The sequence below is a fragment of the Streptomyces sp. NPDC051180 genome (assembly GCF_040689545.1).
In the GTDB taxonomy this organism is placed as follows: domain Bacteria; phylum Actinomycetota; class Actinomycetes; order Streptomycetales; family Streptomycetaceae; genus Streptomyces.
In genome coordinates this window covers 28,282-42,319 of sequence record NZ_JBFBBC010000020.1, presented here as the reverse complement: position 1 = coordinate 42,319, position 14,038 = coordinate 28,282, and the positions used below count along the sequence as shown (strand labels likewise).

Here is a 14,038-nt window from a genome sequence, read left to right as displayed (position 1 = left end):
TCCGATCGGACCCGGCCCTCCGGGTGCCCCCTACGGGACGGACGGACCCAGCTGCTGGGCGGCGGAGCCGTCGCAGCTCCGCTGGACCGCGGCCGCGCCGTCCGCCGCGGAGGAGCCCGACACCGTCAGGCACTTGGCGCTGTGCCGGGCCGTCAGCGTGAACCGGCCGTCGCCCGCGTCGCGGACGGCCCACTCCTGGTTGCGGCCCGCGTTGCAGGAGAACTGGAAGATCTCGGCGCTGTCGGCCGTGGACAGGTTGCTCACGTCGAGGCACTTGCCGCTGTGCCGGGCGACGACGGACACGTACCCGTCGGAGGCGGGGCGCAGCGACCACTGCTGGTTGGTCCCGCCGTTGCAGCCGTACGGGACGACCGCCGCGCCGTCGCCGAGGCCCGCGCCGCTGACGTCGAGGCAGGCGCCGCTGTGCCGGAGGACGAGGGGCTTCCAGACGTCCGGCGCCGTGCTCGGGAAGGTCCAGGACTGGTTGGGGCCGGTCGTCGGGGGGTGGACCCCGACGGGCGCCCCGTCGGCGGTCGAGGCGCCGGTGACGTCGAGGAGCCTGCCGGTGGCGACGTTGACCAGGGTGGCGTGGCCGTCGCCGGTGGTCGACCGGATCCACTGCTGGGAGGTGGAGGAGCCGGGCGAGGCGAAGGCGAGCGCTCCGGCGGAGACGGCCAGCGCCTTGCCGGTCCTGACGCTGGTGATGCGGTACGCGGCGGTGTTGCCCCAGTCGCCGGCGGACATCTTGGTGAAGGTCCACTGCTGCGCGGTGTCCGCCGGGGCTGAGGTGCGCTGGACGACGGTGGTCCTGCCGCCGACGGTGGCCACGGCCAGTGCCTTGCCGCCGTTGTCGCTGCGCAGTTGGCGCGGGGCGCCGGTGGGCGCGGTGGCCGCCGCCGTGTTCACGCCGCCGACGGTGGGCAGGACGAACGTGGTGACGGAGCCGGGGCCGACGGTCGCCGTGAACGTCCGGCCGCTCACGGCCGCGTCCGTCTCGCGCCGGAGGTTCTTCGTCCCGTCGGTGGTCCACCGTTCGACGGCGCCGTTCGTCACCGTGCCGAAGCCGTCGAGGTTCAGCGTGACCTCGCGCTCCTCGCCGGTCGGGTTGGTGTGGACGACGACCACCCCGCCGCCGGGCCGCACGGCCGCCAGGGTCTGCGGATCGTCGGTGTTCAGCACGCGCGCGCCCGGGCGGACGAAGCGGCTGTAGTGCGCCATCGCCCAGAACTTCTTGTTCTTTCGCAGGGGTTCGGTGGCGGCGTCGGCGGGGGTGAAGTCGGTCTGGATGAGGCCCCAGTTGGAGTTCTCCCGGCCCGGGGTCATGTTCTCGTAGTCCTCGACGGCCTGCCACAGCACCCAGGCGCGCGGTTCCAGCTCCCGGATGTCGTCGTTGATGCGCCGGGCGAGGTCGAGGGCGGGGCTCATGTCGGTGAAACTCTGGGCGACGCTGCCGCCGAGGTCGACCTCGGACATCCACAGCGGGGTGGCCTCGCCCTTGGCGATGTCCCGCACGCCGGTACGGCCGTTCGTCCCGTAGGTGTGGGTGTTGAGCCGGCCCACGGCGTCGCGGACGGCGGGAGCGTACGACTCCCAGTCCGCGCGGAACGTGCCGGGGTTCGTCTCGTCCATGGCGGCGATCGGGGTGCGTACGCCCTTCGCGTCGAGAGCGGCGCGCAGCGTCGTGATCATGCGGGCCTGGGAGGCCGGGTCCCAGTGCGAGCCTTCCTGGCGGCCGCCCGCGTGCCAGTAGTCGGTGTTCGGCTCGTTGACGGGGGAGAGGGAGTCGAAGGTGACGCCGGTGGCGGACTGCGCCCGCTGGAGCGAGCCGGCGAGGTAGGCGGCGAACCGGTCGTACTGGTCGGAGCGGAGGTTGTCCTGGCGGCCGTCGACCGCCCCGGAGACGAGGCCGCTGCGGGTCATGAAGTACGGGGCCGAGTTGGAGAACGCCTCGAACGTCGTGGCCCCCCGGGCCTTGGCGGCCGTGAGCCACCAGCGCTGGTTGGCGTCGGCCGTGGGGTTCCAGTGGTCGGCGCGGTTCGGGTCCCACCAGTCGGGGGCCTCCGGGCCGGGCCGGTTCCAGTAGCCGGGGACCGCGCCGCCGGGCCGCATGTACGGGGTGGTCTCGGGGCTGTCGCCGCCGCCGATGTTGTACCGGGCGATGGTGAAGCCGAGGCCGTCGGCGCCGTAGAGGGCGTCCGCGAGCGCGTCGCGCTGGGCGTCGGGCCAGCCCCCGGTGACGTGGGCGAACCAGGCGAGGGCGGTGCCCCAGCCCTGGAACGCCGGCTGCTGGTAACCGGGGTCGAGGCGGACGGTGAGCGCCGCGGCCGGGGTCTCCGCGGCGCTCGCCGCAGGGGAGCCGGGGCCGACGGAGGCGAGGGCCGTCGTGGCGAGGACGGTGGTGGCGCCGAGGGCGGCGAGGCGCCGGGAGAGCCGGGGCCGGGCCGGCGTCGGCCGGGCGAGGGTGGGAGACACGACCTGCTCCTTCGGTGGGGGATGGGGGTGGACCGGTGCCCGCCGCCTCGCGTCCGGCCGGAGCCGGGAGGCGCGGGTGGACATGGCCGATGCGGGGCGGCCGCGGGCGGGTGGCCGCCCCGCGCCGGTCAGGTGGCGGGACGGGGGCGGTCAGGCCGCCGCGCGCCGCCACTTCTGGTTGTCGCCCGTGTTGCAGGTCCACTGCTCCAGGGCGGTTCCGTCGGCCGTCGACTGGTTGACCACGTCGAGGCACTTGCCGCTGTTGCGGGCGACGAGCTGCACGTGGCCGGTGACGTCGGTCGCCCGGACCTGCCACTGCTGGGAGGCCGATCCGTCACAGGCGTTCTGCACGACGAGGGCGCCGTCGGCCGCCGAGGCGCCGGCGACGGCCAGGCACTTCCCGCTGTGCCGGGCCATGATCTGGACGTATCCGGTGCCCAGCTTCCTGATCCAGAAGTTCTGGTTCACCCCGCTGCCGCAGCCCCACTGGACCAGCTGCGCGCCGGCGGAGGTGTCGAAGTTCGCCACGTCGGCGCACTTGCCGCTGTTGCGGGCGGTCAGCGTCTCCCAGGCCACGTTCATGCCGCCGACGGTGCCGGTGGCGGTGTCGACGGTGATCTGCGGGGAGTAGGCCATCGTCATGGTCGTGCTGGTGGGGAAGGTCAGCGGCAGCCAGACGTACGCGGAGTCGTTGACGTTGCCGCCCGTGGCGTTGCCCCAGCGGTCGCCCATGTAGAGGTAGCCGGTGCCCTTGGTGCCCTGGACCGGCAGGACGTAGGCGGTCTGGCTGCGGTAGGTCGTGCCGTCCCCGACGTCCTTCAGGTCGGTCCACGCACCGGTGACGCTGGAGGCGGTGGCGTACTTCTGCTGGTTGGGGGCCCAGCCGGTGGCGCCGGAGGTCAGCAGGAAGTACACGCCGTTCCGCTTGAACAGGGCGGGCGCCTCACGCCACTGGCCGGGCCACAGCTTCTGCACCTGGGCGTCGATGCCGGTGTAGTCGGCGGTGAGCCGGTAGACGTGCAGGTCGGCGTTCTCGTTGGCGGCGGAGATCATGTAGCCGGTGCCGTCGGTGTCGACGAACGTGGTGATGTCACGGGACATGTGGCCCAGCGGACGGAAGCTGCCGCGCCACGTGTAGTCGCCGTCCACCGTGGACGAGACGGCGACGGCGGCACGCGCCTCGCCGTAGTCGGAGCCGTTCTCCTTGTGCATCCACATGACGAACTGCCCGGTGGCGCTGTTGTGGACGACCTTGGGGCGCTCGATGTTCGCCCGGTCGAGCTCCGGGTCGGTCGCCTGGGTGAGGACGTGGTTGCGGAACTCCCAGGTCTTCAGGTCGGTGGACCGGTAGGCGGAGACGTACCGGAAGGTGTTGTCGGTGTTCCGGTTCTCGCCGAACCAGTAGTAGTACTGGCCGACCTTGATCACGCCGCCGCCGTGGGCGTGGACGGGGTTGCCGGCCGGATCGGCGAACCGGGTGCCGTTCTCGATGGTGGCGGGTGCCGCGTGGGCGGTGCCCACGGCGGAGACGAGGGACAGGAGGAGGGCGCAGAGGAATGCCGCCGTCCCGGAGAGCTTGAGTCGCATGGCGCGATACCTCGTGGTGTGCGTCGGACCGGGCGCGCCGCGGGCAGCGCGGCAGGGACCGCTCCGGGGGACGGAGCGGTGCGTGCGCCTGGGGTGGGGGACCGGCCGTCGAGGCCGTGGAGAGATCGTGATCACGTAATGTTTTCGTAAACACGATGTAGCCGGAAGTCTGGGAGGGGCGTGGGACCCTGTCAAGGAGTCGGACGAAAGCGGTCGAGGTTTTGACCGCCGATCCTGTTTGCGCCAACATGAATCGGTGGGGGTGGCGCGCACACCCCCGAACCCCCGGGGAAGGAACGGTCGACGTGGCGGACAAGGCAACGAGGACGCCCCGTTCGCGACCGCCCCGGAAGTGGCCCTCCATGGCGGAGGTCGCGGCGAGGGCCGGCGTCTCCTCCCAGACCGTCTCGCGCGTGGCGAACAACCACGACAACGTCGACGAGACGACCCGGGCGAAGGTCCTGGCGGCGATGCAGGAGCTGGGCTACCGCCCCAACGCGGCGGCGCGAGCGCTGGTCACCGGCAAGTTCGGCGCGATCGGCGTCGTCAGCTTCGACGTCGGGGCCCACGGCAACGCCCGCACCCTCGGAGCCATCGCGGACGCGGCGCGCGAGGCCGGGTTCTCGGTCAACTTCATGGGCGTCCGCGCCCAGACCGAGGCGGCCGTGCGGCAGGCGTTCCGCCACCTCATGCTGCAGTCCGTCGACGGCATCGTGCTCATCGAGTCGCAGATGCTCGACACCCCGTCGCTGCACCTGCCGCCCACGATGCCGGTGGTCGTCGCCGACGGCGACACCGGGCACCAGTACGCGAACGTCGACTTCGACCAGGCCCGCGGCACCCGCAGCGTGGTCAGCCACCTGCTGGAGCTCGGTCACCGGACCGTCCACCACGTCAGCGGCCCGCGGGACTCCTTCGCCGCCCGGCGGAGGGCCGAGGCGTGGGAGCGCACGCTCGTCGCGGCCGGCGCCCCGGTGCGGCCCGTGCTGTACGGCGACTGGACCGCCGAGTCGGGCTGTCTGGCGGGCCGGACGCTCGCCCAGACCCCCGACGTCACCGCGGTCTTCGCCGCGAACGACCAGATGGCGCTCGGTGTCCTGCGGGCGATGCACGAGGCGGGGCGGTCCGTGCCCGGCGAGATCAGCGTGGCGGGGTTCGACGACGTCCCCGAGGCCCCGTACTTCGAACCGCCGTTGACCTCCGTCCACCAGGACTTCGACGTGGTCGGCAGGCACTGCGTGACCCTGCTCCTCGAACAGATCGAGCGCCGGGGCGACGGAGCCCGGCGCCTCGCCGTCGAGCCCACCCTCGTGGTGCGCGCGAGCACGGCGCCGCCGCCCGCGCTCTGACGCCTCCCAGGCGCAGCGGACTCCCTCGTCGCCACCGGACGCCCCGGCTCGCGCATGCCCTCCCACCTGTGGTTCCCCGCCGCGCCCGAGCACGCGGGGGCCCGAACGGCCCTGCCACGGGCGCACCTTGACGCACGACCCGCCCCGGAGGCGGGTGTGTAGACGCCTCCCGTCCCGCGACTCCGGGACGGTCGTACACCACGGCCGGCATCGCCGCGCAGCCCATGGACTCCTCGTCCCGGATCGTCCCTTAGGTCCCACTCGATAGCGACGTCCTCGTGCTTGACGCCCCTCTGAGGGGGGTGCAACCATCGAGCCACCGATGATTACGTAAACATTTCCCCATCGGTTCGGACTTCCTCCGGCCCACCGGGCCCGAGCCTCCGTCTCCACCGCTCCGTTCCCGACCGGTCGGTCACCGACGCAAGGAACCACCATGACGCTCCTGTCGACGTCAGCGCAGGCGGTCCCACCGCCCCGCCGACGAGCCCGTTTCCGCCTCCGCAAGGAGGCCCTGGTGGGCTGGGGCTTCGCCGGCCCGTTCGTCGCGGTCTTCGGCCTCGTCTTCCTCGCGCCGATCGGATACGCGCTCTACCTGAGCCTCTACAGGGACCGGCTCGTCGGCGGCACCTCCTTCGTCGGCCTCGACAACTACGGCGACGCGCTCACCGACCCGAACTTCTGGGAGGGGCTGACCCGCGTCGGCCTCTTCCTGCTGGTCCAGGTGCCGGTGATGCTCGGGATCGCGCTCCTCGTCGCCCTCGCCCTCGACAGCGGGCGGCTCTACGGCACGGCCTTCTTCCGCGTCTCCGTCTTCCTCCCGTACGCCGTGCCCGCCGTCGTCGCCAGCCTGATCTGGGGCTTCATGTACGGCACGCAGTTCGGCCTCGTCGGCAACGTCGACGACGCCCTGGGGGTGACCCTGCCCGACCCGCTCTCCCCCTCGCTGGTCCTCGCCTCCATAGGCAACATCGTGACCTGGGAGTTCGTCGGCTACAACATGCTGATCTTCTACTCCGCGCTCAAGGTCGTGCCCCGCTCGCTCTACGAGGCCGCGGCCATCGACGGCGCGGGGGAGTGGCGGGTCGTGCGCTCGGTCAAACTGCCGGCGATCCGCGGCGCCCTGGTGATCGCCACGATCTTCTCCGTCATCGGCAGCTTCCAGCTCTTCAACGAGCCGAGCATCCTGCAGAAACTCGCCCCCAACGCGCTCACCAGCGACTTCACCCCCAACCTCTACACCTACTCGCTCTCCTTCTCGGGACAGCAGCACAACTACGCGGCGACGGTGGCGATCGTGATGGGCGTGATCACCGCGATCATCGCGTACACGGTCCAGCTGCGCGGCATGCGGAAGGGCTGAGCCGATGACCACCTCCCTCCCCACCACGGCGGCGACCGAGGTCTCCGACCCGGCCCGCGGCGACTCGACGGCCGGCCCGAGCACCGGCGCCCGCCGCGCCGCCGCCGCGAGGCGTCGCGCCCGGCGTCGCCCGCACACCCCGCTCCACCCGCGCCCCAGCATCCCGCTGACCCTCGTGACCGGCCTGGTCCTCGTCTACACCCTGCTCCCGCTCGCCTGGCTGGTGGTCAACTCCACCAAGGACAAGAACGGGCTGCTCGACTCCTTCGGGCTCGGGTTCGCCGACGACACGCACTTCTGGGACAACATCTCCCGCACCCTCGCCTACGACGACGGCGTCTTCCTCCGCTGGCTGCTCAACACCCTGCTGTACGTCGCCGCCGGCGCGGGCGGTGCCACGGTCCTCGCCGTCCTCGGCGGCTACGCGCTCGCCAAGTTCGACTTCCCCGGCCGCCGGGCCGTCTTCGCGGTCGTCCTGGGAGCCGTGGCCGTACCCGGCACCGCGCTCGCCGTCCCCACCTTCCTGATGTTCAGCAGCATGGGGCTGACCAACACCCCGTGGGCCGTGATCATCCCGTCCCTCATCTCCCCCTTCGGGCTCTACCTCATGTGGGTCTTCGCCGCCGAGGCCGTTCCCACCGAACTCCTGGAGGCGGCGCGCATCGACGGCTCGGGCGAGCTGCGCACCTTCTTCACCATCGCGCTGCCGCTCCTGATGCCGGGCACCGTCACGGTCCTGCTCTTCTCGATGGTCGCGACCTGGAACAACTACTTCCTGCCGCTGATCATGATCAAGGACCCCGACTGGTACCCGCTGACCCTCGGCCTCAACGCCTGGAACGCCCAGGCGCAGACGGCCGGCGGCGAGGCCGTCTTCGACCTGATCATCACCGGCTCCCTGCTGACGATCGTGCCGATCGTCGCCGTCTTCCTGCTCCTCCAGCGGTTCTGGCAGTCCGGCCTGGCCGCCGGCAGCGTCAAGGAATGACGCCGCACGGACCTTCCCGCCCCCACTCGCCGGCCTTCCCGCCCGCACGGCCCCCTCTCCCTCCCACCCGCACGGCCCTCCGCTTCCTTCCCACCCGCACCACCGACCAGGAGCACAGTCCATGAGAACGCACCCCTCCCGCAGACTCCTCGGCGCCCTCGCCGTGGTCTCCACGCTCGCCCTGACCGCCACGGCCTGCGGTTCCGGCGCCTCGGACGGCAGCGCGGCCGACAGCGGCCCGAAGGACTACCGGGCCGCACTGGAGAAGGGCGGCAAGGTGACGGTGTGGGCCTGGGAGCCCACGCTCAAGAAGGTCGCGGAGGACTTCGAGAAGAAGTACCCGAAGGTCGACGTCGAGCTGGTCAACGCCGGTACCGGCGACAAGCAGTACACGGCCCTGCAGAACGCCATCGCGGCCGGCTCCGGCGCTCCCGACGTGGCGCAGGTGGAGTACTACGCCCTCGGCCAGTTCGCCATCGGCAAGTCCGTCGAGGACCTGTCGGCCTACGGTGCCCGGAAGTACGGCACCGGCTTCACCCCCGGCCCGTGGAACGCGGTCACGCAGGACCAGGCGGTCTACGCCCTGCCCATGGACTCGGGCCCGATGGCCTTCTTCTACAACAAGAAGGTCTTCGACAAGCACGGGATCACGGTGCCGACGACCTGGGACGAGTACGTGGAGGCCGCCCGCGCCCTTCACAAGGCCGACCCCAAGATCTTCATCACCAACGACACCGGTGACGCCGGTGCCACGACCAGTCTCATCTGGCAGGCCGGCGGGCGGCCGTACAAGACGCAAGGCACCCACGTCACCCTGAACTTCGACGACGAGGGCACGAAGACGTACACGGCGACCTGGCAGAAGCTCCTCGACGAGAAGCTGGTCGCGCCGATCAGCTCCTGGAGCGACGCCTGGTACAAGGGCCTGGCGGACGGTTCGATCGCCACCCTCTCCATCGGCGCCTGGATGCCGGCGAACCTCACCTCCGGCGTCGCCTCCGCCTCCGGGGACTGGCGGGTCGCCCCGCTGCCGCAGTGGACGAAGGGCGACACGGCGAGCGCCGAGAACGGCGGCAGCTCGCTGGCCGTGCCGAAGGCCGCGACGAACAAGGAACTGGCTTACGCCTTCGCCGAGTTCGCCACCACCGGCGCCGGGGCGAGCTCCCGTGTCGCCGAGGGCGCCTTCCCGGCCACCCGTGCCGACCTGGAGTCGACGGCGTTCCTCGACGCCCCCTTCCCGTACTTCGGCGGCCAGAAGGCCAACCGGATCTTCGCCGAGTCGGCCCGGAACGTCGGGGCCGACTGGTCCTACCTCCCCTACCAGGTCTACGCGAACTCGGTCTTCAACGACACCGTCGGCAAGGCGTACGTCTCGTCGACGAGGCTCGCCGACGGCCTGAAGGCGTGGCAGGAGGCCGGCGTGAAGTACGGGAAGGACCAGGGCTTCACGGTCGACGAGTAGCGGCGACGTGATGCCGGCCGCCCCGCGGGAGGGGCGGTCGGCATCATGGGATGTGTATTTCTGTGAGATCTCCTCTTTAAGAATGACATGGGCATGACAGTCAACAACTGTCCCTCTAGATAGGGGTGTTGGTGTCCCATCGGTTCGGATCACGGACGCATCTCGACTCGGCGCGGGGGTTGACGGCTCGGTTCGCGGGGCGGTGTCATGGTGTTGCGCGTTTGAATCTGTTTGATTTCGAGGGATTGTGATGCTCCGGCGGGGCCCTCGTGCCCCGCGGCCGCTCCCTCCTCCGCCCCCGCACGACCCGCACGACCCGCACGCCGCACGGAGCGGTCGTCGCCCGCACTAAGGAGCCCCCGATGTTCCGTTCCCCCTCTCACCGCGTGGCCGTCGCCACGGGCCTTCTCCTCTCGCTCGGCCTGAGCACGGCCGCCTGCTCGTCGGGGAAGACGTCGGACGCCGGCGGCGACCGGGTCGCCGAGGTCGACGGAAAGATCTCGATCACGTACCTGCAGAAGCAGGGCGACCAGGAGTACTTCATCGGCGAGGCCGCCGGCGCCGAGGTGAAGGCCACGGAGCTCGGCATCGACCTCAAGGTCGTGAACCTGGGCAACGACGCCAACAAGACCGTCAGCGAGGTGCAGTCGGCGATCGCGCAGAAGGCGAACGGCGTCATCATCGTCGTCCCCGACCCGGCCGTCGGCCCGCAGGTCGTCCGGACCGCCAAGGACGGCGGGGTCGCGCTCCTGACCTCCGACGACCAGATCTGCACCACCGGCCCCGACCCGGCCGCCTGCGGCAAGGCCGACCTGGTGCCGCGGATCGGCTTCAGCGGCGCCCAGATGGGCGAGGAGGTCGGCAGGCGGGCGGCCGCCGAGTACCGGAAGGCGGGCTGGACCGCCGCCGACACCCGTGTCGTCTCGGCCTGGAAGCAGGACGTGACGGTCTGCGGCGACCGGGTCGCCGCCGCGAAGAAGGCGTTCGACGCGGCCGTTCCTGGGGTGAAGACCCTCGACGTCCCCACCGACAACACCCCCACCGGCGCCCAGGACAAGATCGCCGCCACCGTCACCGCCCACGCGGGTGTGAAGCACTGGGTGATCTGGGGCTGCAACGACGAGAACGTGATGGGCGGCGTCACCGCGCTGGCCAACGCCGGAGTCGAGCCCGCCGACGTCATCGGCGTGGGTCTGGGCGCCTACCTGGCCTGCAAGGAGTGGCAGGCGGACAAGCCGACCGGCATGAAGGCCGCGCTCTTCATCAACGGCAGGGACGTCGGCGCCCTGGCCGTCCAGACCATGTACGACAAGCTCAGGAACGGCAAGGACTTCCCCGCCGAGGCGTTCGCCCCGACCACCATGGTCGACCGGGCCTCGTGGAAGACCGCGGGAGTCACCTGCGGCTGAGCGCTCCCGGCCGGCGGCCGCAGAAGCACCCGCCGGCCGGTGACCCAGGCCCCCGACGCGTCGGCCCCCCGAGCCCCCGCCGCCCGGCGCGTCGGGCCCACCCCCGCCCCGGCCCCCGGCCTCCCGCACCCCCGTCATCGAGGTGAACCGAGACATGACCCAAGCCCCGCACCCGGACCCCGTTCCGGACCTCCCCGACGGCCCGCCGCCCGCGGCCTCCCGTCCCCCGTCCGCGGGTGTGTCGGGCATCGTCAAGCGCTTCGGCGAGGTCAGGGCGATCGGCGGCGTCACTCTCGACTTCCCCCCGGGCCAGGTCACCGCCCTCATGGGCGAGAACGGCGCGGGGAAGTCCACCCTGCTGAAGATCCTGACCGGCGACCACCAACCCACCGAGGGCCACGTGCTCGTGGACGGAGTCCCCGTCTCGCTCGGCTCGCCGGCCGACGCCCGGGCCGCCGGCATCCGGATCATCCCGCAGGAGCCCGAGATCGTCCCGCACGTCTCGGTCGCGGAGAACGTCTACGCCGGCGCCCTGCCCCGCAAGCGCGGACGGCTCCTCGACCGGGTCGAACTCGACCGCCGGATCAGGGCGGACCTGAAGCGCCTGGGCTTCGAGCACGTCCTCGACCCCGACCTGCTCGGCTCCCGGCTCACGCCCGCCCAGCGGCAGTTGGTCGAGATCATGCGCGCGCTGACGGGCGGCGCCCCCGCCCGCCTCATCGCGTTCGACGAGCCCACCTCCTCCCTCTCCGAGCACGAGGTCGACGCACTGTTCGCGCTGATCCGGCGGCTGCGCGACGAGGGCATCGCCCTCGTCTACGTCTCGCACCGGATGCAGGAGATCTTCCGGCTCGCCGACCGCATCGCGGTCCTGCGCGACGGCGTGCTCGTCGGCGTCCAGGACGCCGACGCCACCGACGAGGCCGAGCTCGTCCGCCTGATGGTGGGCCGCGACCTCTCCGCCATGTTCGTACGGCAGAGGGTCGCCACGGACCGGCTCGTCCTCGACGTCCAGGGGCTCACCACCGACGACGTCACCGACGTCTCGCTGCGGGTCCATGCCGGCGAGGTCGTCGGCCTGGCGGGCCTGATCGGCGCCGGACGCTCCGAGCTGGCCCTCGCCCTCGCCGGCGACCTGCCCGTCCGGGCCGGTACCGCCGTGCTGGACGGCGTACGGCTGCGCCCCGGGCGCCCCGGCGAGGCGATCCGCGCCGGACTCGGCCTGGCGCCCGAGGAACGCAAGGCGCAGGCCCTGTTCCTCCGGCAGTCCGTCAAGGAGAACGCCTCCCTCGTCGTACTGGACCGGCTGCGGCGCCTCCGCTTCGTGCGCCGCACCGCGGAACGCCGGCTCGCCCAGGAGTTCGCCGACCGGCTCCGGGTCCGCACCCCGTCGATCGACCACGAGGTGCGCAAGCTGTCGGGCGGCAACCAGCAGAAGGTCGTGCTCGCCCGGTGGCTCGCCCGCAGACCGAAGGTGCTGATCCTCGACGAACCCACCCGCGGCATCGACGTGGGCGCGAAGGCGGAGATCTACCGGATCGTCGCCGACCTGGCCGCGGAGGGCGTCGCCGTGCTCGTCATCTCCTCCGAACTCCCCGAACTCCTCGGCCTCGCCGACCGCGTCGTCGTCATGCAGGGCGGCCGGATCACCGGCGAACTCGACCGCGGTGAAGCCACCGAAGAAGCCATCCTCGAACTCGCCATGGCCGACGACATCGTCGGCGCCGCCCCTGGAGCCCCGTCATGACCCTCACCAGCATCCCCGCGCCGACCTCCAAGGGCTCCGGCGACGACGACGGCGCCTCGCGCCGGCCCCGGCTCCTGGCCGGCGTCGGCGGTCAGAACATCAGCCTCGTCGGGGCGCTCCTCGTCGTCCTCGTCCTGTTCGGCGTCCTCAACGACCACTACCTCAGCCTCTCCAACATGCAGGTGATCGCCGAGGCGGCGACCATCACCGGACTGCTCGCCGTCGTCCAGACCGTGGTCGTCATCTGCGGCGGCCTCGACATCTCCGTCGGCTCCCAGGTCGGCGTGGCGTCCGTCGTCAGCGCCATGGTGTTCACCACCACCGGCTCGGGCGCCTTCCTCGGCATGGCCGCCGCCGTCGGTGTCGGCCTCCTCGTCGGCGCGCTCAACGGCGTCGTCATCGTCCACGGACGCGTCAACCCCACCATCGCGACCCTCGCCGGCCTCGCCGCCTACAAGGGCCTCGCCCAGCTCCTGTCCGACGGACGCGCGCAGGGCTACGTCCTCAACGACGACGTCTTCGTCTTCCTCGGGCGCGGCAGGATCGCCGGCCTCCCCGTCATGGTCTGGATCCTGATCGTCGTCGCCGTCGGCGCGCACCTGCTCCTCAAGTACACCGACATCGGCCGCAACCTCTACGCGATCGGCGGCAACGACACCGCCGCCCGTCTCGCGGGCATCGGCATCAACAAGTACCTGATCAGCGTGTACACCCTGATCGGCGCCGTCGCCGCCGTCGCCGGCATCCTGCTCACCGCCCGCACGGGCTCCGGGCAGCCGGTCTCCGGCAGCGAGGGCCTCGAACTCAAGGCCATCACGGCCGCCGCCCTCGGCGGCGCCGCCCTCAAGGGCGGCAAGGGCGGCATCGGGGGGACCCTTCTCGCCGTGGCGCTCCTCGGCTGCCTGGAGAACGGTCTGACGGTCCAGGGCATCAACACCTTCTGGCAGAACGTCGCCCAGGGCGCGCTGCTGGTCATCGCGGTCGTCATCCAGCAGCGCCGCAGCGGCGAACGCGCCGTCGGCCTGCCGCACTGACCTCCCCGGGGTGCGGTGCCGGACGGCCTCACGGCTCCGGCACCGCGGTCCCGGCGCGGGAACCCGTCTCCCGCGGAGGGCACCGGTACGGCATACTTACCGCCCGGTAACACGGTCGGCGCCCCCGCGCCCGCGCCGTCCGCCCCGTCCGAAGGAGCGCCCCCATGGCCCGATCCGCTCGTTCCGCCCTGCTGCTCGCCGGCCTTCTCGGGTCGGCGGGCGTCGCCCACTTCGTCGCCCCGAAGCAGTTCGACGCCATCGTCCCCGCGTCCCTGCCCGGCAGTCCCCGCGCCTGGACCGCCGCCAGCGGTGCCGTCGAACTCGCCCTGGCCGCGGGTCTCGCGGTCCCCGCCACCCGCCGGGCCAGCGCCCGGGCCGCCGCCCTCTTCTTCGCCGGCGTCTTCCCCGCCAACGTCAAGATGGCCTACGACTGGCGGCACCGCCCCACCCCCGCGAAGGCCGCGGCGTTCGCCCGCCTCCCCCTCCAGGTCCCCCTGGTCCTCTGGGCCCGCTCCGTCGCCCGCACCGAGCGCTGAGCGGCGGGACGACGCCGGGCCGGGCGCGGAGCGCCAGGACACCTGGCTCTTCGGCGGCACCATCGCGGAGAACATCGCGTACGGCGCCACC

Annotated in this window: 10 protein-coding genes; 8 read left to right on the top strand and 2 right to left on the bottom strand. The window is 72.0% G+C overall.

The features are described from left to right. Positions 1-30: 30 nt before the first annotated feature. Together AB0424_RS27780 and AB0424_RS27775 are read right to left on the bottom strand one after the other, a co-directional pair. Positions 31-2,472, bottom strand: a complete 2,442-nt coding sequence (locus AB0424_RS27780) for an RICIN domain-containing protein (protein ID WP_366309301.1) — start codon at positions 2,470-2,472, stop codon at positions 31-33. Between the two features lie 150 nt (positions 2,473-2,622). Further along, positions 2,623-4,059, bottom strand: a complete 1,437-nt coding sequence (locus AB0424_RS27775; protein ID WP_366309300.1) for an RICIN domain-containing protein — start codon at positions 4,057-4,059, stop codon at positions 2,623-2,625. 362 nt (positions 4,060-4,421) lie between these two features. On the opposite strand from AB0424_RS27775, the gene AB0424_RS27770 reads away from it, so the two are divergent. From AB0424_RS27770 to AB0424_RS27735, 8 genes are all read left to right on the top strand, one after another. After that, positions 4,422-5,408, top strand: a complete 987-nt coding sequence (locus AB0424_RS27770; RefSeq protein ID WP_366309299.1) for a LacI family DNA-binding transcriptional regulator — start codon at positions 4,422-4,424, stop codon at positions 5,406-5,408. 436 nt (positions 5,409-5,844) lie between these two features. After that, entirely contained in the window at positions 5,845-6,771 is a 927-nt protein-coding gene (locus tag AB0424_RS27765; RefSeq protein ID WP_366309298.1) for a sugar ABC transporter permease, read from the top strand. Between the two features lie 4 nt (positions 6,772-6,775). Continuing rightward, complete coding sequence (locus AB0424_RS27760) at positions 6,776-7,759, top strand: carbohydrate ABC transporter permease (RefSeq protein WP_366309297.1); 984 nt, start codon at positions 6,776-6,778, stop codon at positions 7,757-7,759. Positions 7,760-7,880: 121 nt separating this feature from the next. Then, positions 7,881-9,221 carry a sugar ABC transporter substrate-binding protein gene (locus AB0424_RS27755; protein ID WP_366309296.1) on the top strand — a complete coding sequence of 447 codons (1,341 nt, stop codon included), beginning with the start codon at positions 7,881-7,883 and terminating at the stop codon, positions 9,219-9,221. A gap of 362 nt (positions 9,222-9,583) precedes the next feature. After that, a complete protein-coding gene (locus AB0424_RS27750; protein WP_366309295.1) occupies positions 9,584-10,630 on the top strand; it encodes a substrate-binding domain-containing protein in 1,047 nt (348 codons plus the stop codon). A 154-nt stretch (positions 10,631-10,784) separates the two neighbouring features. Then, positions 10,785-12,377: a sugar ABC transporter ATP-binding protein gene (locus AB0424_RS27745; RefSeq protein ID WP_366309294.1), complete on the top strand. Its 1,593-nt coding sequence runs from the start codon at positions 10,785-10,787 to the stop codon at positions 12,375-12,377. Next, positions 12,374-13,411: an ABC transporter permease gene (locus AB0424_RS27740; protein ID WP_366309293.1), complete on the top strand. Its 1,038-nt coding sequence runs from the start codon at positions 12,374-12,376 to the stop codon at positions 13,409-13,411. The genes AB0424_RS27745 and AB0424_RS27740 overlap by 4 nt, the downstream gene beginning before the upstream one ends. A gap of 164 nt (positions 13,412-13,575) precedes the next feature. Beyond that, entirely contained in the window at positions 13,576-13,947 is a 372-nt protein-coding gene (locus AB0424_RS27735) for a hypothetical protein (protein WP_366309292.1), read from the top strand. Positions 13,948-14,038 lie beyond the last annotated feature (91 nt).